This is a genomic window from Paenibacillus sp. FSL R7-0652 (assembly GCF_038595045.1).
Taxonomy (GTDB): Bacteria; Bacillota; Bacilli; order Paenibacillales; family Paenibacillaceae; genus Paenibacillus.
Genome location: NZ_CP152001.1, coordinates 6,411,510 through 6,431,499 on the forward strand (window position 1 = coordinate 6,411,510; position 19,990 = coordinate 6,431,499).

The 19,990-nt window shown below is 48.1% G+C and carries 18 protein-coding genes; 4 read left to right on the forward strand and 14 right to left on the reverse strand.

Going from position 1 to position 19,990, the window contains the following annotated elements:
- Nucleotides 1-379 precede the first annotated feature (379 nt).
- From MKY97_RS27945 to MKY97_RS27970, 6 genes are all read right to left on the reverse strand, one after another.
- Nucleotides 380-1,483 (reverse strand): pectinesterase family protein, encoded by a 1,104-nt coding sequence (locus MKY97_RS27945; RefSeq protein WP_342553393.1) that lies wholly within the window; start codon nucleotides 1,481-1,483, stop codon nucleotides 380-382.
- The gene (locus MKY97_RS27950) at nucleotides 1,480-2,592 is read right to left on the reverse strand and encodes a glycoside hydrolase family 88 protein (RefSeq protein WP_342553394.1); all 1,113 of its coding nucleotides are present in this window, start codon (nucleotides 2,590-2,592) and stop codon (nucleotides 1,480-1,482) included. The genes MKY97_RS27945 and MKY97_RS27950 overlap by 4 nt, the downstream gene beginning before the upstream one ends.
- 104 nt (nucleotides 2,593-2,696) lie before the next feature.
- Nucleotides 2,697-3,665, reverse strand: a complete 969-nt coding sequence (locus tag MKY97_RS27955) for a LacI family DNA-binding transcriptional regulator (RefSeq protein ID WP_342553395.1) — start codon at nucleotides 3,663-3,665, stop codon at nucleotides 2,697-2,699.
- A 37-nt stretch (nucleotides 3,666-3,702) separates the two neighbouring features.
- The gene (locus MKY97_RS27960) at nucleotides 3,703-5,298 is read right to left on the reverse strand and encodes an extracellular solute-binding protein (protein ID WP_342553396.1); all 1,596 of its coding nucleotides are present in this window, start codon (nucleotides 5,296-5,298) and stop codon (nucleotides 3,703-3,705) included.
- Nucleotides 5,299-5,397: 99 nt separating this feature from the next.
- Complete coding sequence (locus tag MKY97_RS27965; protein ID WP_342553397.1) at nucleotides 5,398-6,279, reverse strand: carbohydrate ABC transporter permease; 882 nt, start codon at nucleotides 6,277-6,279, stop codon at nucleotides 5,398-5,400.
- A gap of 36 nt (nucleotides 6,280-6,315) precedes the next feature.
- On the reverse strand, nucleotides 6,316-7,221 hold the full coding sequence (locus tag MKY97_RS27970) for an ABC transporter permease subunit (protein ID WP_342556476.1): 906 nt from the start codon (nucleotides 7,219-7,221) through the stop codon (nucleotides 6,316-6,318).
- Between the two features lie 430 nt (nucleotides 7,222-7,651).
- On the opposite strand from MKY97_RS27970, the gene MKY97_RS27975 reads away from it, so the two are divergent.
- Entirely contained in the window at nucleotides 7,652-8,437 is a 786-nt protein-coding gene (locus MKY97_RS27975; RefSeq protein WP_342553398.1) for an ABC transporter ATP-binding protein, read from the forward strand.
- Between the two features lie 154 nt (nucleotides 8,438-8,591).
- Here the strand turns inward: MKY97_RS27975 and MKY97_RS27980 are convergent, their stop codons facing one another.
- The 5 genes from MKY97_RS27980 to MKY97_RS28000 form a co-directional block, all read right to left on the reverse strand.
- A complete protein-coding gene (locus tag MKY97_RS27980) occupies nucleotides 8,592-9,326 on the reverse strand; it encodes a class I SAM-dependent methyltransferase (protein ID WP_342556477.1) in 735 nt (244 codons plus the stop codon).
- A 162-nt stretch (nucleotides 9,327-9,488) separates the two neighbouring features.
- Nucleotides 9,489-10,784 carry a glycosyltransferase gene (locus MKY97_RS27985; RefSeq protein ID WP_342553399.1) on the reverse strand — a complete coding sequence of 432 codons (1,296 nt, stop codon included), beginning with the start codon at nucleotides 10,782-10,784 and terminating at the stop codon, nucleotides 9,489-9,491.
- A gap of 154 nt (nucleotides 10,785-10,938) precedes the next feature.
- Entirely contained in the window at nucleotides 10,939-11,814 is an 876-nt protein-coding gene (locus tag MKY97_RS27990) for a diguanylate cyclase (RefSeq protein ID WP_342553400.1), read from the reverse strand.
- 147 nt (nucleotides 11,815-11,961) lie between these two features.
- Nucleotides 11,962-13,074: a glycosyl hydrolase gene (locus tag MKY97_RS27995; RefSeq protein ID WP_342553401.1), complete on the reverse strand. Its 1,113-nt coding sequence runs from the start codon at nucleotides 13,072-13,074 to the stop codon at nucleotides 11,962-11,964.
- An 82-nt stretch (nucleotides 13,075-13,156) separates the two neighbouring features.
- Nucleotides 13,157-13,597: a MarR family transcriptional regulator gene (locus MKY97_RS28000; protein ID WP_342556478.1), complete on the reverse strand. Its 441-nt coding sequence runs from the start codon at nucleotides 13,595-13,597 to the stop codon at nucleotides 13,157-13,159.
- Nucleotides 13,598-13,764: 167 nt separating this feature from the next.
- Between MKY97_RS28000 and MKY97_RS28005 the strand changes: the two genes are divergently transcribed.
- Nucleotides 13,765-14,205: a GNAT family N-acetyltransferase gene (locus tag MKY97_RS28005; RefSeq protein WP_342553402.1), complete on the forward strand. Its 441-nt coding sequence runs from the start codon at nucleotides 13,765-13,767 to the stop codon at nucleotides 14,203-14,205.
- 279 nt (nucleotides 14,206-14,484) lie between these two features.
- Here the strand turns inward: MKY97_RS28005 and rlmN are convergent, their stop codons facing one another.
- The 3 genes from rlmN to greA all read right to left on the reverse strand — a co-directional run bounded on the left by rlmN (nucleotide 14,485) and on the right by greA (nucleotide 17,883).
- Nucleotides 14,485-15,606 (reverse strand): 23S rRNA (adenine(2503)-C(2))-methyltransferase RlmN, encoded by a 1,122-nt coding sequence (rlmN, locus tag MKY97_RS28010; protein WP_342553403.1) that lies wholly within the window; start codon nucleotides 15,604-15,606, stop codon nucleotides 14,485-14,487.
- A gap of 153 nt (nucleotides 15,607-15,759) precedes the next feature.
- Complete coding sequence (locus MKY97_RS28015) at nucleotides 15,760-17,115, reverse strand: sodium-dependent transporter (protein WP_342553404.1); 1,356 nt, start codon at nucleotides 17,113-17,115, stop codon at nucleotides 15,760-15,762.
- Between the two features lie 291 nt (nucleotides 17,116-17,406).
- Nucleotides 17,407-17,883, reverse strand: a complete 477-nt coding sequence (gene greA / locus MKY97_RS28020) for a transcription elongation factor GreA (protein WP_342553405.1) — start codon at nucleotides 17,881-17,883, stop codon at nucleotides 17,407-17,409.
- Between the two features lie 291 nt (nucleotides 17,884-18,174).
- Between greA and MKY97_RS28025 the strand changes: the two genes are divergently transcribed.
- Both MKY97_RS28025 and MKY97_RS28030 read left to right on the forward strand, forming a co-directional pair.
- Complete coding sequence (locus MKY97_RS28025) at nucleotides 18,175-19,047, forward strand: arylamine N-acetyltransferase (RefSeq protein ID WP_342553406.1); 873 nt, start codon at nucleotides 18,175-18,177, stop codon at nucleotides 19,045-19,047.
- 79 nt (nucleotides 19,048-19,126) lie between these two features.
- Nucleotides 19,127-19,942 carry a 4'-phosphopantetheinyl transferase superfamily protein gene (locus MKY97_RS28030; protein WP_342553407.1) on the forward strand — a complete coding sequence of 272 codons (816 nt, stop codon included), beginning with the start codon at nucleotides 19,127-19,129 and terminating at the stop codon, nucleotides 19,940-19,942.
- The last annotated feature ends 48 nt before the right edge of the window (nucleotides 19,943-19,990 follow it).

A 19,990-nucleotide genomic window follows, 5' to 3' on the forward strand; every position in this document is an offset into this window, starting at 1 on the left:
GTTTCGATCTCCATCGGTTCAATGTTTATTCTGTCCGGGTAAAAAAGAAATTGAAACACTTCAGGCAGAGCACAGAGCATTGGAGAAACAAATCACAAATCTTCTTAAAAAGTAAAGCACCAAAGAGGCTGCTCTAAATTCGATCCGAAATTTAGATACAGCCTCTGCTCGCCTTGTAAACAATACCCACCGAAATATATCACTGCCTGATCTCGCCAAGAAATCCAGCACCCTAGATTTCATTCCAGCCTCTACTTCCAGCACTGCTCTGACTCCAGCTCTACCTTGATGCTGGCTTCGAACTCAAGCTCTACACCGGCTCTTCCTTCTACGTACACTTCGGTTCAGCTCCAGGTCTGAGTGAATTTCCAGTCCCAGTTTATATGAAAGGCTTCCAGCCGTCATCCCCTGATAGAACGCGGGATAACTCATACTCGGCTGCATCTTCGTCCGTCAGTATTCTGGACCATGACACACGATCGTCCGCACCTTTTGCTCCGGGTCCGGCACTTTTATATTCTGCATAATGGACCGTCGCTTCCGCTTCAGACTTGTCCCAGTTGTGCCAGCCCTCTTGTTTCACATGCGCGCCAAGCCAGCAGTTCAAGAAACAGACTTTGGCATGATTACGCCATGGCCTGCCCAGATAGACCGATTGTGGAGGAGCATTGCTGGTCAGATCACAGTCTACAAATATATACCCGTAAGGAACATCCTCTGGTGTAGAAGCTGCCGTAATCCAGCCATTCACCTGCCCTTCCGCGGCCTCCGCTTCCGTCAGACGGCTCTTCGTAAAAATCTCGCAGCCCTTAAACACAACCGTAGCCGAGCCAAAAATAAAATCGATATCCCCTTCGATATAACAATTCTCGAAATACTGTCTTAACTTACGCCGCTCCGCACCGTCCCGCGGCCCGCCGAAATAACTGCGGTCCAAAGGCTGCTCGGGCAGCGGTCCCGTAAAGATTGTATCCTGATAACCGATAAAACGGCAGCTGTGAAACACCGCACGGTCCCCATCCACATAAACGGCCAGCGCCTGCCCTACCTCTTTGCCCGGTCCGGCCGAGTTCACAAAGGAGATTCCTTCCGCTGTAAAATCATCTGCTCCGATAAATGCTGTGTAGGAATGGAACGTATGGTACTGCGAGCCGTCCGCAAATCTCTTGAGCGCATGATCATCGTAGGTGATGATCGTCTGCTCGGCCCCTTCACCAATCAGATGAATGCCCGGCTTCTCCATGTGCAGCTTTTCATAATATACGCCTGCCTTCACTCGAATTGGAAGACTGCCGCGGTCGCTACCACTGCCCATATCACTGACTCCAACACACCCATTACTATTGTCCGGCAGCGCATCGATTGCAGCCTGAATGCTCGAATAATCTCCCGATCCATCAGAAGCAACAGTGATATAAGAGGGCGCTGACTCCGCTTCCAACTCCGCTGCCAGCTGTACTTCCGGCAAGCGATGCTCCGTCATGGCAAACGCTCCATTTCCAGTGCGGCCAGCAGCAGCGGGGCAACGCCCATAAAGGAATCGCTTACAACTGCCTCGCTGACATAATAACCATATGATCCATCACGATCCAGACTCAGTCCCGCCCCATGACATATGCCGTTTAACCGCACACCTTCAGCCGTCTCCTCGACCAATCTGGAGGTAAGCCCCTGCCAGCCTTTCTCTGCAGCTGCTCTAAAGTGAGGTTCCAGATATCGCAGGCGGACTCCTTTTGCAAGTGCATATACAAACATACTTGAACCTGAAGCTTCCAAATAGTTTCCTTTGCGGAATCCTTGATCCAGCACCTGGAACCAGAGTCCGCTCTCCTGCTCCTGTATACGTACCAATGCATTACACATCCGCTCAAAGATGCCAATAATCGTACCCCGTTTGGGATGATTCAGTGGAAAATGCTCCACACTGTCCACAATTGCCATCGCATACCAGCCCATCGCTCGGCTCCAGAAGTGCGGAGAACATCCCGTCTGGGAATCTGCCCAGATCTGCTCCTTCGACTCATCCCACCCGTGATACAGCAGTCCGGTACGTGGATCGCGTGTCTTTCGTTCAATCAGCAAAATCTGATGGGCCACCTCATCCCATAAATCCGGACGCTGGAACGTCTTTGCATACTGGGAGAGAAAAGGGGAAGACATGTACAGCCCATCCAGCCACATCTGGAATGGATAGATTTTTTTGTGCCAGAATCCTCCCTCGGACGTTCGGGGCTGGCCCGCAAGCTGTGCGGCAAGCAGATGAGCTGCCTCCGCGTAGCGCCCATCCTCAGCACCTTCCAGTAACGCAAACAGGTTTTTCCCTTGATTAATCTGATCCAGATTATATTCTTCCAAGGAGTAAGTACCGATGGAGCCATCTGGCTGCACATACAGGTCCATATGTTTTTTCATAAAATCGATATATTCCTGCCTGTTATACTCTTCCCCTGTTCGTGCCACAGCCATTAACGTCATGCCCTCCACATATGCCCATCGTCCTGAAGGAAATGCATGAAAGCCTTCCTCGTTACACTGCTGCATAATCGAAGCTGCAATTCGCTCGGACCAGGATAACTGTGTCTGTACCTGCATCGCGGTACCTCCTAGTATTTTGTATTGGTTCGAATAATGACGTACATCGGATCTGTTACTAATCACTGCTCTCATTCTGCTCATTCTTTCTACGAAATCCGGCATTACTGCCGGCACACTGCTGTTGAATTACGCAAATTCAGCTTCGGCTGGATGACAACCGGTACATCCACCTGCTCGTCACGGATCAGGGATACAATCAGCTCGGCCGCCTGAACAGCGAGTTCATCCAGCGGCGGACCGATGGTGGTCAGCGCGACTTCGGCATACTGCATATCAGGCAGATCGTCATAGCCAATGATCGAGATGTCACGCGGCACGCTGTAACCTGCTTCGAGAAGCGCCCGAAGCGCCCCCCGTGTCACGAGGTTGTTCAGGCCGATAAATGCCGTTGGAGACTCAGGGCCAAACGTATAATTTCGGATGGCAAAATAGCCATCTTCCCATGAAGAGTAAGCTGGCAGCACATCGTCCTCATTAAAAGTCAGACCCGTGCGCTGCAGCGCTTCCCTATACCCTTCCAGCTTGACATGCTGTGAGTTGCCGATGAATCCGATGCGGCTGTGACCGAATGATTTCAGATGCTCCACTGCTTTGAACAGGCCCTCCTTACGATCAATCTTGATGTAAGGCGAATTCGGGGCTTCATCTGTACCGAGTACGAAACATGGCATGTTCAGCGTTGCGAATTTTTTCCAAAATGCATCCCGGTTGTCGAGTGCATAGTCCCACAGAATACAACCATCCACCCGCAGCTGGCTGAACACATCCACCCCGTCATCGGCTGCAACCAGAATCATCTGATATCCTCGCTTCTTCAGCTCGGTATGCAGGCTGCCTGATATGTTGGAGAACAATGGATTGCTCAGCTCATCCAGCACAAAACCAATGATATTGCTCCTGCCGGTAGAGAGCTGCCGGGCCAGCATGTTTTTCCGGTATTGGTGTTTTTCCGCTACCGCAAGCACCTTCTGCTTGGTTGCCGGTTTAATTCGGGGATCGTCATTCAGTGCCTTCGATACTGTGCTGTAGCTCACCCCCGCCAGTTTGGCTATATCTTTAATGGTAATCAAATGGAATCAACACCTCTCATATGCCTGAAACCTGTTTCTATTTCTGTGCAGCTTTATAGCGATCATATTGAGCCTGTCTGCCTGCAATCACTTGTTCAACATTCATGCTCTTCAGAGTCTCGATATAACTGTCGAACTGATCCAGACTTGCGTCACCGCTAATAAACTTGAAGTTCATCTCTTCCACATAGGTGGTGATGTCAGGCATCGACATGCTTTCAACGCTTGCTTCATCCGGAAGCGCGTACACAAACGGGAACGGCTCACGCACATATTTTTCTAACTCTTTGTCCAGCTTCGCATGCCATGGTGCAACGATTGAATCTGCCGAATCTGTGGATTGGATATTGGGCAGATTGACCGGACCAATTCCGAGCTTCTGGATATATTCATTGTCTTTACCTTTATCCGTGAATTTCTTTACACCGTTCTCTTCTGTATAGGTATCATCCTTGATCCCCCAAGTGTAATACGTCTGTGCTTCATCACTGACGGCATAATCCAGGAAGCGGAAAGCAAGTTCCGGATTTTTGCTGTCCTTACTGATGCCGAAGATGCCGCTAACCGGTGTACGTCCGATGTAGAACTGGTCTCCGTGCGGTCCTTTTAATGGCAGAATGCCTTTGATAATAGACTCTTCCGGCTTGTAATCCTTGAACAGCGGGCTGTACACCATCGACATATACCAGCTGAAGTTAAACGTTGCTCCAGTTACATCCTGGGAGATCCGTGAGGTAACCTGGTCACTCGTCGTGCTCGCATAGTCCACTCCAAGCAGACCTTCCTTATACAGACCATTCAAGTATGTCAGATATTCCTTGTAGGCTGGCTCATAATAACTGAAGTGCACTTTGCCTTGATCATCGGCATAGAAATTGTTAGACAGATCAAGTCCAAAGGCTGGGCCAAAGGCCATCGGTACAAACTTGGATTCCATAGACAATGGAATTTCATCTGCTTTGCCGTTGCCGTTCGGGTCGTCTGTTTTGAATTTGCGCAGCATCGCTGTGAACTCATCCAGTGTGGTCGGTTCGCTTAATCCCAGTTTTTTCAGCCAGCGCTCATTAACCATGAATACGGGCATGTAGTTTCGGGTCAGCGTCTGCTGCGGAATATAATACATTTTACCATCTGGCGTCGTTAAACTGGCTTTAACCGATGGAGACTTTTCATATATTTTTTTGAGATTGACTCCGTATTTGTCTACCAGATCATTAATCGGCATGAACAGACCGCTGTTAATGTATTTCATTAATTGGTCCTGATCCGGCAGGTACACGATATCCGGAAGCCCCGTACCCGCTGCCAGTCTTGGGTTCACAGCATCTGCGTAGTTCTGAGGAGGGATCAGATCCCAATCTACCTTCACACCTGCATTGCTCTCGATTTTCTTGACGATGGCTGCGGTAGACAAGTCTACGTTGGTTGTCCATGCGTTCGTTGCCAGGATAGACAGCTTCGCATCCGGTTGATCTGTTACCGGCCCGGCGCCGGTATAATTGAAGGCTTTTTCTGTACTCTCAGGTGTTTTCCCCGCATCGGTTCCTGCCCCTGTCCCCCCGCTGCAGCCCGCCAAACTGATCGCAAGTATCGCTGCAATGACACTTTTTCTTCCTGCCCCTTTGAATCTCATCCATCATTCCTCCTTGGTATGAATCCTTTTTGAACTCCCTTGATCCTTGAACAACCCTGTTTTCCACTTCATTCTGACAGAAAAGCCCAGCAGCAAAATCTATCCTTTCACGGCTCCGAGGGTAATGCCCTTAACGAAGTACCGCTGGATAAACGGGTAGATCATCACAATTGGCAGAATGCTGACCACAATAGATACATAACGAACCTGCAGCGTTGAAACCGCCAGTGCGCCGGATGTCATCGTACCACCCATCTTCTGCATAACCTCCGGCGAAGCCATGATCAGTACCCTTCGCAGGAACATCTGGAGGGGCTGCATATCCTGTTTGCCCAAATACAGCAGGGCCGAGAAGAAGTTGTTCCAGTGGAATACGGCATAGTACAGCGTCAGCACCGCCAGTGTTGGCTTGATAATCGGAACAGCGAGACGATACAGCATCGTCATCTCATTGGCTCCATCAATGCTGGCGCTTTCAAAAATTTCATTCGGAATGCCTTCAAAAGCCGAGCGGCAGATCATCACGTTAAACGTAATCACCAGCACTGGCAGCACCATCACCCAGCGGGTATTGTACAGCCCCAGTGATGTAATCAGCATGTAGACCGGAATGAGGCCACCTGAGAAATACATGGTGAAAGCGATGAAAAAGTTCAGTTTGCGCCGCAGGAAAAACTGCTGTCTCGACAAGGGGAACGCGGCAAGGCAGGTGGCCACAATGTTCAGCAGCGTACCCACAACGGTATACCAGATGGTGTTATAAAAGGAAACCCACAACTCCTTGTACTGCAGGACCATCTGGTACCCTGACAAGGTGAATCCTACAGGCCAGAGCACCACTTTCTGTTTATCGATGGCATCCACCGAACTGAAGGAAATGCTGACAACGTACAGGAACGGATACAAGGTGACTACAACCGCCAGAATCGTCAGTAGATAGACGAAGACATAGAATAATCGGTCACTTCTCGATTTTTGCATACAGGTTCTCCTTTCTCTCTTGGTTCATTAGGCGTCTTACCAGAGTGACATTTTGGTAAGGCGGCGAGTCATCGTATTGGCTGCAAAAACAAGCACAAAGGTAATAATGGAGTTAAATAGTCCGATTGCTGTGGCGAAGCCATAATTCTGACCCTCGATCCCCATCCGGTATACATAGGTAGACAGCACATCTGCCGTTTCATAGGTGGCCCCGTTGTAGAGCAGGTATACTTTCTCGAAGCCTACGCTCATAATGCCGCCAAGCGACAGCAGCAGCAGAATGACAATGGTTGGTTTGATACTGGGTAGTGTAAGATGCCACAGCTCCTGAAATTTGTTCACGCCGTCGATTTTGCCGGAGTCATACATCTCGGGGTCAATCCCCATAATGGCTGCGATATAGATGATGGAGCTGAAGCCAAAGCTCTGCCAGATGTCAGAACTGGTGAAGATGGTGCGGAACCAGCTGGCATCCATCATGAAGTTTACTTTTTCCATACCGAGACTTGCGATCAGGGTGTTTACAATACCGTCTGTTGGTGACAGGAAGTTGATAATGATGCCGGCCACCACAACGGTGGAGATAAAGTGAGGAAGGTACGTAACCGTTTGCGCGAAGCGTTTAAAGGTTCGGTTCTTAATCTCTACGATGCAGACTGCAAATAGGATGGGGATGGAGAAACCGAACAAAAGCGGAAGAAAAGCCAGTAAAAAGGTGTTGCGCAGCAGCCGCCAGAAGTAGATCGAGTTCACAAACTGCTCAAACCAGCGCAGCCCCACCCATTCGCCACTGAACATGCCTTGACCTGGTATAAAGTTACGAAAGGCAAGAAGTACACCCGGCATGGGCAGATACATGAAGATGAGATAATACAGAAAGATTGGTGAGAACATCAGCAGCAGATACTTATCCCGCCGGATGAGACCCAGCAGCGTAGACATGCGTTTTTTCAACGTAACCACTCCCCTTCGCTTCATAATTACAACGTTTGAATTTTTTGATAAAATAGATTTCTGTTCTGCCGACATGGTCTAATATTGATGCACATACAACTCTGTATTAACCTCTATTATACAAGTATATATATGCGAGAATTGTTGAGCAAAGTATCTTTTGAGTTTCAATCACACCTTCTCAGTCCGTGTTTACATCGTAATTACAACGTTGTAATTTTAATTTAAATGTATACGCTTACATAAACTTTTTCCCATCTTAGCAAAGTCTTCACTGTTTGGCAACAACAAATATTAGAGGCCTGCCCTTACGTCCCAATTCAACATTGAATCTGCTCGGAATCTGTGCCTACAATAAAGATATTGAAGCAGGCTCACGTGTAACTCAAACAGCGATATGGAAGAGAGGACGTTTGGAATGATCATTGATGTACAGCATGTTACTTGGAAAAGAGGGCCGCTCACGCTGCTGCATGATGTCAGCTGGCGTGTAAACAAAGGCGAACACTGGGCGCTGCTTGGCCTGAACGGCTCCGGCAAAACAACGCTTCTCAATATGATTACAGGTTACCTGTGGCCAACCGAAGGCAGCATCTCGGTACTTGGTCATGAATATGGCAGTGTGGACCTGCGCGAGCTTCGAAAGTCGATCGGCTGGGTGAGCTCCTCTCTGCAGGAGAAACTGCATGCTTCCGACCGCACGCAGTATGTCGTAATCAGCGGCAAACATGCCACCATTGGCCTGTATGACAAGTTGGCAGATGAAGATCTGGAGCAGGCCAGGCACTGGATGCACACACTGGGCTGCCAGCATCTGTGGGATCGCGAATACCGCACCTGCTCCCAAGGAGAGAAGCAAAAACTTCTTATTGCCCGCGCCTTGATGGCAAATCCGCAGCTGCTCATTCTCGACGAGCCCTGTAATGGGCTTGATCTATTCTCCAGAGAACGTCTGCTGGACAGCATAAGTGAACTCACAGCTCAAGCTGATACGCCTTCTCTTATCTATGTCACACACCATACAGAGGAAATACTGCCTGTCTTCCGGCACAGCTTGCTGCTCCGCCGGGGTGAAGTGTTCGGCAGCGGATTAACCTCTGATCTGATGACTCAGAGTGTATTAAGTGATTTCTTTGAAGCCCCGGTAGAGGTGGAGCAGCATGGTGAGCGAGTCTATGTTCGAGCAGCTGCAGCTGAAGGTTAGATGCATCAGAATAGATTCACAGCATCAGGGATAAATCATAAGCAAAGCCCAAAATCTTATCCACATGTGGATAGTTTTTGGGCTTTTCACTCCTATATGTTGTGTTATCCACTGTTTTCTGTGCAGAACTTTCCCTAAATTGAGTATAACTTACTCACTTCAGTTTACGTGCGGACAGAAACAGAAAGAGCGGAATACGCTGTCTTCGCAGATACGTCTCTTCATCTGTGAAAAAAGCACGCTGCGGTGCCGACTCACGCAGCTGCTCCACACGAAACCCGGCCTGCTGCAGTGCTGTGTAATAGGATTCAATGGATCGGTGCATTTTTTTGACCGAACCCCCAAGCCACTCCTGCTCGCGGAAACCTTCGACGAAATACTGATCCACAATCCAGTTCGTCCGTATTCCAGAAGGCTGCAGCGTGGATGTAATGACCGGGTGTTCTATCGAGAATATAAAGGAACCGTTCGTTTTCAAAGCACCGTATACACTGCGAAACAGGTGATCCACATCCTCAACATAATGAATTGCTAATCTTGAGATGGCCAAGTCGTATGTGTCCGCAGGATACGTCCACTCCTCCAGATAAGACTGCTCAATCCGGGCATTTAATCCCTGAACTGATTTGCGGGCAGCCTGAACCATATTGGTCGATCCTTCAATTCCTGTGTAGGATAAACCTTTATGCTGTTTCCCCAACAGTTCAGCTGCAAACCCTGCGTCCCCACAGCCAAGATCCAGAATATTCTTACCCGCAGCATTGCCAATCAACTCCAGCATAACCGGCTTCTCCAGTGTATCATTGGCATTGTCCTGCCCCTGCCTGCGTTCCATATACGTCTGAAATACAGCATCATTGTCATAGAAATCCGAACCTCTTTCACCCATATCTGTATCGTCCTCCATTCGATCATGAGCTGCACATCCATCATTTAACCATGTAGGGATTCTCTCCTGTCTGGAATCTGTGAAAGTATACCAGACATAAACGACTCCTGCCATAACAAAAAGACTGCTCACAGATTCCGTCTGTGAACAGTCTCTCATCGTCTATCCAAAGCGTTCGGTCTTGTACCATTTGCTCTCCCGTTTGCGGATCTTGTCCATCAGCAGATTGTAGAATGCCCGAATCGAGATCAGAATGAAGAGCTGTGCATACGTGAAATACGATACGCATGAATAGATAAAATTGCGGGTGTTGCTCTGCCCGATATCGGCAGCTAGTGCCAGATTAATCTGCAGCACATAGATGAAATACATCAGCGCCCATCCAATCACCAGATAAACATAAGCATCTCCTGCAAACTGGAACGGAGAACTTACTTCCGGTTTGAATATAGCGATGATCTGATATACGAGGTTCACGACAAAGATAATGTCTGACACGATAATGGCCAGCATAAACCAGAAGTAGCTCACAGCATAGTAGAGAACGAGCAGTTTGTTGCGCCAACTGGAACGATTAAACAGGTTATGAATGTTATGCAGAACAACCTGGTAATTCCCTTTAGCCCAGCGTTCACGCTGCTTCATGTAGACGCGCAGCTGCTCCGGCTCCTGCTGATATGCTTCTGCCTGCGGCGCAAGTGCAACCAGCTGTCCCCGGTTCATGATCTCAAATGAGAGGGCGGTATCTTCCGTAATGGCAGTGACATCCCAGCCGCCGATCTCACGAATGAGACTTGTCTTGATGATATAATTGGTACCTGGAATCGTTCCCAGCTTGAACAGCTCCCACAGCCCCGTGTGGTAAACACGCTGCGATGTAATAATTTCGAGATTAATACATTTGGAGAGAAAGTTCTGCCCCCGGTTACGTGCTTTGTTACGACCAAACACGACACCATACTGCTCCGGGTTTTCCAGCGATTTTTGCGCGAGAAACATCAATGAATTCCGCTCCGGTGCAGCGTCTGCATCGAATATGCAGATCCATTCGCCCGCTGCCAGTTCCAGCCCATCGTTCAGTGCACCGGATTTGCCGCCGGTGCCTTTACGCTCGAGAACCGTGACATTGCGATGCATATAACTGGTCTGACTTAGGAACGACTGCAGCCGATCTGCAGTATCATCCGTACAATTATCAGCAATGACAATTACCTGCACCTTATCCTCCGGATAGTTGAGACGCAAAATATGCTCTACCGTTGCCACAATAACCAGACCTTCGTTATGAGCGGGTACCATGACAGTTACGGTTGGGTAATGATCCATATTGTCCGGGATCTGAATGCCTCTCTTTTCCTGCTTGCGAATAAATCGAATGGCTCCAGCCATAATGACGATGGATTCAAATACCGCAATCCAGATACTAAATATCGATAAGATCAGAATGATATCAGCCACCCGTTTTCCTCCGATCATATCTCCGGATCACCCTGGAACGAAAACGAAGCGTTGCAATCGTTAACCCGATTGTAAATACCGCAAAAATACAGCTGACAGCAATACAAATCGGGATAAACCAGGACATGTAATCCATTCGCATCGCTCCTTCCTGTTAGATATATTCCCCAATGAGGTCCGTCTCTGTATTTCGCTCAAGCGCAGCCAGCACAGCATCCAGATTTTCATACTTGCTGAACTGCTCCTTATGGAATACCAGTGCACCGGATTTAATAACGGTCTGCAGTTCATTTCCCCGTTTGTCCAGCACCTCGAGATCCATTACACTTTGTTTGATCCGGCGGGTAAGCATCGGCAGGTATTCCACATTCACCATCGGACATAAAATAACGAAGCGACCACGATCTACGAAAAATTTGTGATCCTCGTATCGAATCTGCTTCTGAATGGTCTGTGAGATCTCAAGCAGGAATTGTGCATACCGCACCGAACCAAGGGACTCCTGCACAAGTGGTAGAAACTCGATCTTGAACATCGCGATACTGAAACCGTAACAATCTGAATATCGACGGGCGAGATTGCTCTGCTTGATTAATGTATCGTGCAATGCATCCTTATTGCCCAGGGTGGTATCCAGATCAATCTCAGGATTTTGATTTTTCATCTGCTCAAGACGTTCAATTACCCTTGCACTTCGCACAAGTCTTCTCTTGATGAATGCAGCGACGATGACATTCGCTGGAATCAGCAGCCACCAGGAAAACACAAGCACATTGGGATCCGCGAATGTCACCAGCCAAACAAAATAGATGACTAGGTATACAAATACCAGCACGACGGATACACCAACAGGAAGCAAAAGGCCTAAAGCGAGTGCCCCAAGCGATGCAATGCTGAGCGCGGCATCAAGGCTGGTATAACTCTGGTTCATGTACAAGTGAAGATACACGAGGAGCTGCTGCACAATGGCAAGGCTGATCAAGACGGCATATCCCCAGGCAAGACGATGAGTAGGTGCTTTATTTTTCATAGGCCTCCTTCGCTGCATCGAATATCAAGTTCACTCGGTGCCCATATATCTTTTAATTAAAACGATAAACTCAGAAACTTCTACAAAAAGTGGCAATATCATCTACTAATATATAACCATATTATCCGTGATTATATAATTATAAATTTACTTTTTGAGAAAATTATACAATTTTGTTTCTCCAAGCAGCGGAAACAGATTGTCGAACAGATGAGTGTTTCCATCGAACACATAACCGCCCGGGTACCGTGCATCCTGCCCCCGGAAGGTAAGCATATGTTTGTACAATTGTTTGGCCCAAGCCGGATCATCTGTGCGAACAGCGAGCAGGATGGCCAAGCCATACACTGACGCCGATTCGTAATTAACGGCAGGTGTGCGTGCTTTTCGATCATACTGTCCGGGGAGCCTGCCCCGGGTGTCATACTCTTTTTTTAGAAAAGCGATAAGCTTGTCGGGTTTGTTTCCCGTCTCCATCACATGATTCGCTACAATAAGCTGATCAATCAAATTTACCTTGTCATCATAAGCGTAAGACAGGGTGCTCACGTTGATGCTCTTCGGATAGAATAATCCATCGTCAGGCATTTTATGCAGTACACTTTCATAGCGCATATAGGCATCCGGCTCCAGCATCTGATGATCTCTCATCGCCTGCAGTGCAGCTATGTCTACATAGACCAAACTGAGTGTATCCGCAGCATGACCTATTTTAAAATCATAAAAATCGACCATATACCCCTGCTGCTCGGTTCTCTTCGTCAACGTACGAGAAAGCGCCGATGCTGCCGCCAGTCTGTCTGCTCTGCCCTGCTCCCACTTGTCAGCTGCCTGCAGCAGCGCTCCCACAATTCGCAGGTCGTCCCCCAGCGCATTCGTCGTGACATGAGCATCTCCCTGAGGATCAAGTTTCCAAGCAATATATAAATCCGGCCGGATCACGTAATATGCCTGGAGCTGCTTGAATGCCTGCTCGAACAAAGGCTCGTTATCACTCGCCAAAGCATACTGCATCCACAGTCCAAGCGATTCCGACAACGCTTCTCGGCCTGCCGCGATTTCTGCCCTTTCGGATGCTGCATCCTGCAGATAGGTGGCAAGAGTACCATTCGGATTTGTCATATGTTCTTCAATAAAAACGGCCGTAGGCGATACCTTCTCCATGACGAATCGCTCCCTCCACAGCAGTACTATCAGCAAAGATGCGGCAGCAAGAAGCAGTACGAACACTGAACGCTTGTTATGAAAAATAAACTTCACACCATTCCTCCTGATCGGAATATACGACGAAGCGGCCTGACCCTCTCTGTGTAAGACAGAAGGTCTCATCCCAAGTGTGCGCTTAATCAAGGTTATCCATGTATGAGCGGCGTCCGCCCTTTTTAACAAATTTCCAATCCACCTCAATATTATGCCTCATCTTCCGCAGCAGACGGATCGCTGTATGTATCTCTTCCTCTGACATGCCGTGCAGCGTAACCTGATCTGAATGCACTCCTTCTCTGCGAATGAATTCCCAAGCTTCAAGCCCTGCCTCGGTTGGATAAAGAACCTTATTCTTTTTATTACCCAATGCGGACTGTTTTACAATAAAGCCGTCTGATTCCAGTTTGCTGATTGCTCTGGCTGCCGTTGTACGATCAACCTTGAGCAGTTCGGCCAGCTGGTTAGGGATAATACCGGGATTCTCGCAGATGCGGTATAAATATAAATACTGTCCACGAGACAAATTGAATTGCTGAAACTCAACGTTGCTGATGGAATCCAGACAGCGGGCGATCATGCCAATCTCTCGCAGCACTTCTCTCGGATCGTTTGATTCATTCACAGAGCCCACTCCCCTATAAAATTGTTGCATTCGCAACATAAATAATGTTATAACTACACTTAGTTTATCACGTTCAGTTCTATTACCCTATTCCATTACGATTATGCAGAGGAGAAATATTTATGGAAATAACGATTGTTGAGGCAAACACCCAAGAGCTTCTTGATGCATGCTTTGCCATTCGCACCGCCATTTTTGTCGAAGAACAGGGTGTGCCTGCTGCCGATGAATTTGATGCATATGATGCGTTAGGAACAGAAGCACGCCACATCCTGCTGTATGTAGACGGAGTACCTGCCGCTTCCTCCAGACTGCGCATTGTGGAGCAGGTGGCGAAGCTTGAACGAATCTGCGTAATGTTGGACTACCGCAAACATGGCCTGGGCCGGAAGTTAATTAACAAGCTGGAGGAGATGGCAGCAGCAGATGGGCTGGAGAAGGCCAAGCTGCACGCACAGGTTCAGGCCTCCGGCTTCTATGAACGTCTGGGCTACGCTCCAGCTTCTGATGTATTTCTGGAAGATGGCATTCCCCATCTATTGATGACAAAAAAGCTGAATTAGGCTGCAAATACTCTCATTACGAATCAGCTCACGATTTAAGAAATGAAGAAGTTACCCTGCTGTCTCAAAAAAACGCCTTGATCCACACTTCATTAGTGATTGGATCAAAGCGTTTGTTGTATACATAGACATTACATAACAAGGGCAGCGTTACTTCACGTTGAAGCACTGTGCATGTGCAATCGGCTTTATGCACCGCATCATATGTAGTGCCTCGCCTCCGATACGCACTTCCTGCTTCTTGTTTCATGAAAAGGGTAATTTGGTACCCGCTTAGCTTTAGCCCATAGCCAGACGGCTTGTATCTGCTTTTGCAGCTGCTTTGCCATCTGTCTTTGCTTCTGCATTGTTTTTCATCTGCTTGCTCCGCAGCTGTCCGCAAGCAGCATCAATATCTGTACCATGCTCCATACGCACCGTGGAGTTAATATTATTCTTTTTCAACGTATCGTAGAAGCCCAAGATGGACTCTTCCGTACTTCGCTGATATTGACTGTGCTCATCCACCGGGTTGTATGGAATCAAATTAACACTCACCATGCTCTTCCGGGTTGATAACAATGCAGCCAATTCCGCAGCGTGTTCCCGCTGATCGTTCACATCACGAAGCAGAATGTATTCAAACATGATACGTTTGTTTGTTTTCTCCAGATAATAATCCACCGCATCCATCAATTGTTCGATTGGGAACGCCCGGTTGATCTTCATGATCTGGGTACGCAGCTCGTTGTTCGGTGCATGCAGCGAGATCGCAAGGTTCACCTGCAGACTGCTGTCTGCAAATTCCTTAATTTTATCCGGTAAACCGCTTGTGGACACTGTGATACGTTTCGCCGCAAGAGCCAGCCCTTTGCGATCCTTAACCACTTCGATAAAGCTGCTCATTTGCTCGAAGTTGTCAAACGGTTCACCAATCCCCATCACAACGACGTTGGTGACGCGCTCCCCTTGTCCCGCTGCATCCAGATGACGCTGTACGTGCATAATTTGCTCCACAATCTCTCCTGCGGAGAGATCACGGCTTTTCTTAATCAGACCACTCGCGCAGAAACTGCAGCCGATATTACACCCGACCTGGGTTGTAACACAGACGGTCAAGCCGTACTTTTGCCGCATGAGCACCGTCTCGATCAGATTGCCATCCTGCAAACGAAGCAGGAATTTCACCGTTCCGTCTGCTGATTCCTGCTTCACATGTTCACTCAGTGAGTTCATCGTGAAATGCTCAGCGAGTACATCCAGGCACTCCTGACGGACATCGGACATACCGTCAAAATCGTGTGTCCGCTCCTGGTATAACCATTCCCAGATGCGGGAAGCGCGGGATTTCTTCTGCCCATGCTCGGGCAGCCAGTCACGTAATTGCTCTAATGTTAATCCATATATGGATGATTTAATCATGTATAAACCTCTTTTCGCAAAAAGCATATGGCTCATCGGTCGTCTTACCCAAAAAACCTCTACTCTGTATTGTCCCAAAATTAACAGGGGAACACAAGGGCTTTTGCATTTCTTCCAAGAGGTTTTACGCTTGGTAAATCTGCGCAGCAGCCCTTAGAAGTGAATAATGCCTGATGTATGCAGCAGCACAAGCAGAACCAGAATCGGTGCAATATATCGCAGCATGAACAGCCAGATGCGGAACCAGCCAGATGTCAGACCGGATGCTTCAGCCGCTGTCTTCCAGAAATATCCCGCGAAAATGGTCACTAACAATCCGCCTACAGGCAGCATAATATTGGACGCCACGAAGTCCAGCCAGTCGAAGACATTCTTCGATCCAATCTTCCATTCGGGGAACAATCCGAGCGACAGCACGGAAGGAAGCCCCACGATGAATACAGCCAGAGAAATAACCCATACAGCACGGTTACGACTCCAGGAGAGACGTTCCATGAAATATTTTACGGGAACCTCGAGCAGTGATACCGCTGAAGTCAGCGCTGCAATGGCCAGCAAAACAAAGAACAACCCGGCGAACAGGGATCCAAGCGGCATCGCCGAGAATGCGGCAGGCAGCGCGATGAAGATCAGAGAAGGACCCTGGTCAGGTGCAATGCCAAACGAAAAGGTGGTCGGGAAGATGATCAGACCTGCGATAAAGGCATAGAGCAGGTCACCCGCACCAACAGCTACTGTTGCTGCACCGAGAGATTGACTTTTATCAACATACGATCCGTAGGTCACGAGAATACCCATACCAAGCGACAACGAGAAGAAGGCATGTCCAAGTGCAACCAGTGCCGACTCCGTTGTAAGCTGGGAGAAGTCCGGATTCAGAAAAAAGGATACCCCGGCACCTGAGCCCGGCAGTGTAACAGCACGAATCATCAGGACAATCAGCAAAACCAGCATGGCCGGAATCAGAATTTTGTTAAACTTCTCGATCCCGTTGGATATACCTTTTGCTACAATCCAGCCTGTAATCAGGACGGCAGCCAGCTGCCATACAATCGGCATATAACCGCCAACAAATGTATTGAACTGTCCGGCATAATCCGAATTGTTAAACAACGTGCCGCTGAATGAAGTTACGGCATACTGCAGTGTCCAACCCGCGATGATGACGTAAAAGGACAGAATGATAAACGGTGTTAATACCTGCAGCAGACCCGCCGCCAGCCAGCCTTTATGCCCGCCTGCTTTGATAAACGCAGTTGCTGCACTCCCCCGTCCGCTGCGTCCGATAGCCAGCTCAGCAAGGAGGACCGGCAGACCGATCAGCAATAAACAGACAATAAAGAGCAGGAAAAATGCCGCTCCTCCATTTTCACCCGTAATATACGGGAATTTCCACATGTTACCGAGACCCACGGAGCTCCCGATCGCTGCCAGAATGAAACCGGCACGCGAGAAGCGCTCCCCTTTGCTGCCGTTGTTAGGGTCAAGTTCAGACTTACTCAAATTCATTGTATCTACTCCATCACTTTAAAGTTTTCCCGTAATTATATACTACTCCGCTTGTCAGGTCATTCAAAAATCAAAATTTGTCGAAAAATCACCATATTGGGGGCTGATTCCAGTATGGGACAATTCTATGGAGCTTAACCATCCATCCCGTTAAAAACAAAAAAGAGACACAGCAGACAGCCAATTCCAAGGCCTCTGGTGCATCTCTTTCATCTAAAGATTTCTGCTGCACTGGTCAAAGCGTTTGCTTACACTCACCCGAAGCTGCGTTATGCTCTGTCTCCAGGTTGTCTAGACTTTGATCTCAAGCAGTTCATATTTGATGACACCCATGGGAGCATTCACATGGATTACACTGCCTACTTCTTTACCCATAAGCTCTTTGCCCAGTGGGCTCTCGTACGAAATTTTATTGTTGGATACATCCGCTTCTGCAGGACCGACCAGCTGATATTCAATCTTTTCAGCAAATTCAAGGTCGTTCAGCAGTACCGTTGAGCCAATGCTTACCTGGTTAGAATCGATATTGTCTGAGCTGATGACTCTTGCTTTCGTCAGCATTTTCTCCAGAATCAGTATACGGGTCTCCATAAATGCCTGATCATCTTTGGCTGAATGATACTCGCTGTTCTCCTTCAGGTCACCGTAACTGATCGCAAGCTTCAGTCGTTCCGCCAGTTCCTTGCGCTTTACCGTTTTCAGTTCCTTCAGTTCTTCCTCCAGCTTTTCCAAGCCTTCCTGTGTCAAAATCACTTCATCATTAGCCATGTTTTCCATCTCCTAATCCTGCTATCTATCTCTATTCTAACCTATTTCCACTCCAAACGGTTAACATACCCCGGAAAAAGAAACCAAACTCCCATACATCGAAATAACTCCACACTGGGAATATGATGTGCATACCCTGTAATCCCTATACTTTATGGTCAATTGAATTGTACCGGTACAATTAGAGCAAACACATGTGTGCATTTCAGATGTTCACTTATACAATGAATTCAGGGCAGCATCGTTCAAGACAATGACCTGCAGCCCATCATATAACTTGAGGTGATCGAGATGAATGTTACATTGACTCCAGCTGAAATAAACGCTTATCTGAAACGGATAGGCTTGGATACGATCAAGAAACCGAGTTTAGAATTCCTTGCGGAAATGCAGCAGGCACATATCCACCATTTATCTTGGCAAACGGTCGATATTTTTGCAGGTAGACCTGTGGGCATCGATCTGCAAGAATCCGTGCAGCTTATTCTACAAGGACGCAGCGGTTACTGTTTCCATTTGAACGGCGCATTCAGTGTTTTACTTCATTCCCTTGGATATAAAGTACATTGGCACCGCGCAGGTGTTCAGCCGCACGGAGAACAGCCGCGTGTGAACTCGTTCCATCTCGGTCTGTCCGTCTCTTTGCCAGATGCGGAACCGAATGTGGAACGCTGGATTGTAGATGTCGGTCTGGGCGGCATGCCTTTTGAACCGATCCCTCTCCTTTACGGAACCTATGGACCCGCGCCGTTTACTTATACTTTAATGCCTTCTTCCGTTGTTTCCGGTGGATGGAGGCTTGAATACGAACTTAACGGACCCAGTAAGGGAGTGGACTTCGATCCCGAGGAGCTCATCAGTCTGGATGAGTTTATTCCCAAACATGAATTCTACAGTCAATCTGCCGATTCTCCTTGGCATAACACATTTTTGCTCCGTCAGAGAGATCGAGGACACAGCTATGAGCTGCGGGGATGCATGCTTCGCACGCACGGAATCGAAGGCATTAGCAAGACGGAAATTCAAACCTACAATGAGTGGAAAGACATACTAACCAAGCTTTTCTTTGAACCGTTGGTGAATTATACAAAAAAAGAACGTAGGGAGATGTGGGATCAAATACAAATTGCGCATGACGAATGGAAGAAAACACAACCAGCCTGATCCACTGGGGAAAACGCGCGATAAGGATAAATATAGAGGAAAGCCTGTCATCCGTGCCGAATACAGCATCAGGTGATAAATGATGATAACTATACAAGTACTGCAAGTACCCTCTGTGATACCCGAAGTATACTGGGATCTTTTTCTGTCATCCGTCTCTGAGGAGCGGCGTGCACAAGCTTCTCGTTTTATACATCAAGCGGATGCCTATCGGTCCGTGCTGGGTGAAGTGCTGACCCGTGTAACTTTAAGCGAAATAACGGGAATAGGGGCAGACAAGCTTTCCTTTTCCCGCAGCATCTATGGTAAACCTTGCCTCGCTCAATACCCTGACAGGCCATTTAATGTCTCTCACTCTGGGGACTGGGTTGCTCTAATCTCCGGAGGGACAGATGAACTTGGTGTAGATGTGGAAAAAATAAGTCCGATCGATCTGCAGATCGCAGAGCGTTTCTTCTCGCCACAAGAGAATACGTATCTGGCAGCACAGCCTGTCGATCAACAGTTAAATACCTTCTATCGCCTGTGGACGCTAAAAGAAAGTTACATTAAAGCTATAGGCACAGGTCTGTCGCTGCCGCTGGATTCTTTTGCTATTCTCCCAAGCCAGTGGGTACAAGGGCAACAGGTTGACGATCTCTGTTGGCGCTGCACGCAAACTGGGCACGCAGAGTTAACAGGAAAGCTGCAGCAAAAAGGGGAGCAGCTGAGCAGCGATGCAGAAGGTGATCAATACATAAGCGTCATGCCCCATCGTTTCTACAGCCAACCTCTGGATACAAAGCATATGCTGGCTGCCTGCACCGCCGATGGTGAACTGCCAATGAGACCGGAAGTTGTGACGTTGGATCAGATGTATACCAAGCTGGTGGAAGACGCTAACGCTGGGAGATGATATGTTTATGTTTATGTTAGCCCGGTTGGGAGAAGGGGTTGAAGCAAA

Bases quoted from the DNA above. Each gene is read 5' to 3' on its own strand.
- MKY97_RS27945 (WP_342553393.1), bottom strand. From the start codon at position 1,483: ATGACGGAGCATCGCTTGCCGGAAGTACAGCTGGCAGCGGAGTTGGAA.
- MKY97_RS27950 (WP_342553394.1), bottom strand. From the start codon at position 2,592: ATGCAGGTACAGACACAGTTATCCTGGTCCGAGCGAATTGCAGCTTCG.
- MKY97_RS27960 (WP_342553396.1), bottom strand. From the start codon at position 5,298: ATGAGATTCAAAGGGGCAGGAAGAAAAAGTGTCATTGCAGCGATACTT.
- MKY97_RS27965 (WP_342553397.1), bottom strand. From the start codon at position 6,279: ATGCAAAAATCGAGAAGTGACCGATTATTCTATGTCTTCGTCTATCTA.
- MKY97_RS27970 (WP_342556476.1), bottom strand. From the start codon at position 7,221: ATGTCTACGCTGCTGGGTCTCATCCGGCGGGATAAGTATCTGCTGCTG.
- MKY97_RS27975 (WP_342553398.1), top strand. From the start codon at position 7,652: ATGATCATTGATGTACAGCATGTTACTTGGAAAAGAGGGCCGCTCACG.
- MKY97_RS27980 (WP_342556477.1), bottom strand. From the start codon at position 9,326: ATGGGTGAAAGAGGTTCGGATTTCTATGACAATGATGCTGTATTTCAG.
- MKY97_RS27990 (WP_342553400.1), bottom strand. From the start codon at position 11,814: ATGAAAAATAAAGCACCTACTCATCGTCTTGCCTGGGGATATGCCGTC.
- MKY97_RS28000 (WP_342556478.1), bottom strand. From the start codon at position 13,597: ATGATCGCCCGCTGTCTGGATTCCATCAGCAACGTTGAGTTTCAGCAA.
- MKY97_RS28005 (WP_342553402.1), top strand. From the start codon at position 13,765: ATGGAAATAACGATTGTTGAGGCAAACACCCAAGAGCTTCTTGATGCA.
- rlmN (WP_342553403.1), bottom strand. From the start codon at position 15,606: ATGATTAAATCATCCATATATGGATTAACATTAGAGCAATTACGTGAC.
- MKY97_RS28015 (WP_342553404.1), bottom strand. From the start codon at position 17,115: ATGAATTTGAGTAAGTCTGAACTTGACCCTAACAACGGCAGCAAAGGG.
- greA (WP_342553405.1), bottom strand. From the start codon at position 17,883: ATGGCTAATGATGAAGTGATTTTGACACAGGAAGGCTTGGAAAAGCTG.
- MKY97_RS28025 (WP_342553406.1), top strand. From the start codon at position 18,175: ATGAATGTTACATTGACTCCAGCTGAAATAAACGCTTATCTGAAACGG.
- MKY97_RS28030 (WP_342553407.1), top strand. From the start codon at position 19,127: ATGATGATAACTATACAAGTACTGCAAGTACCCTCTGTGATACCCGAA.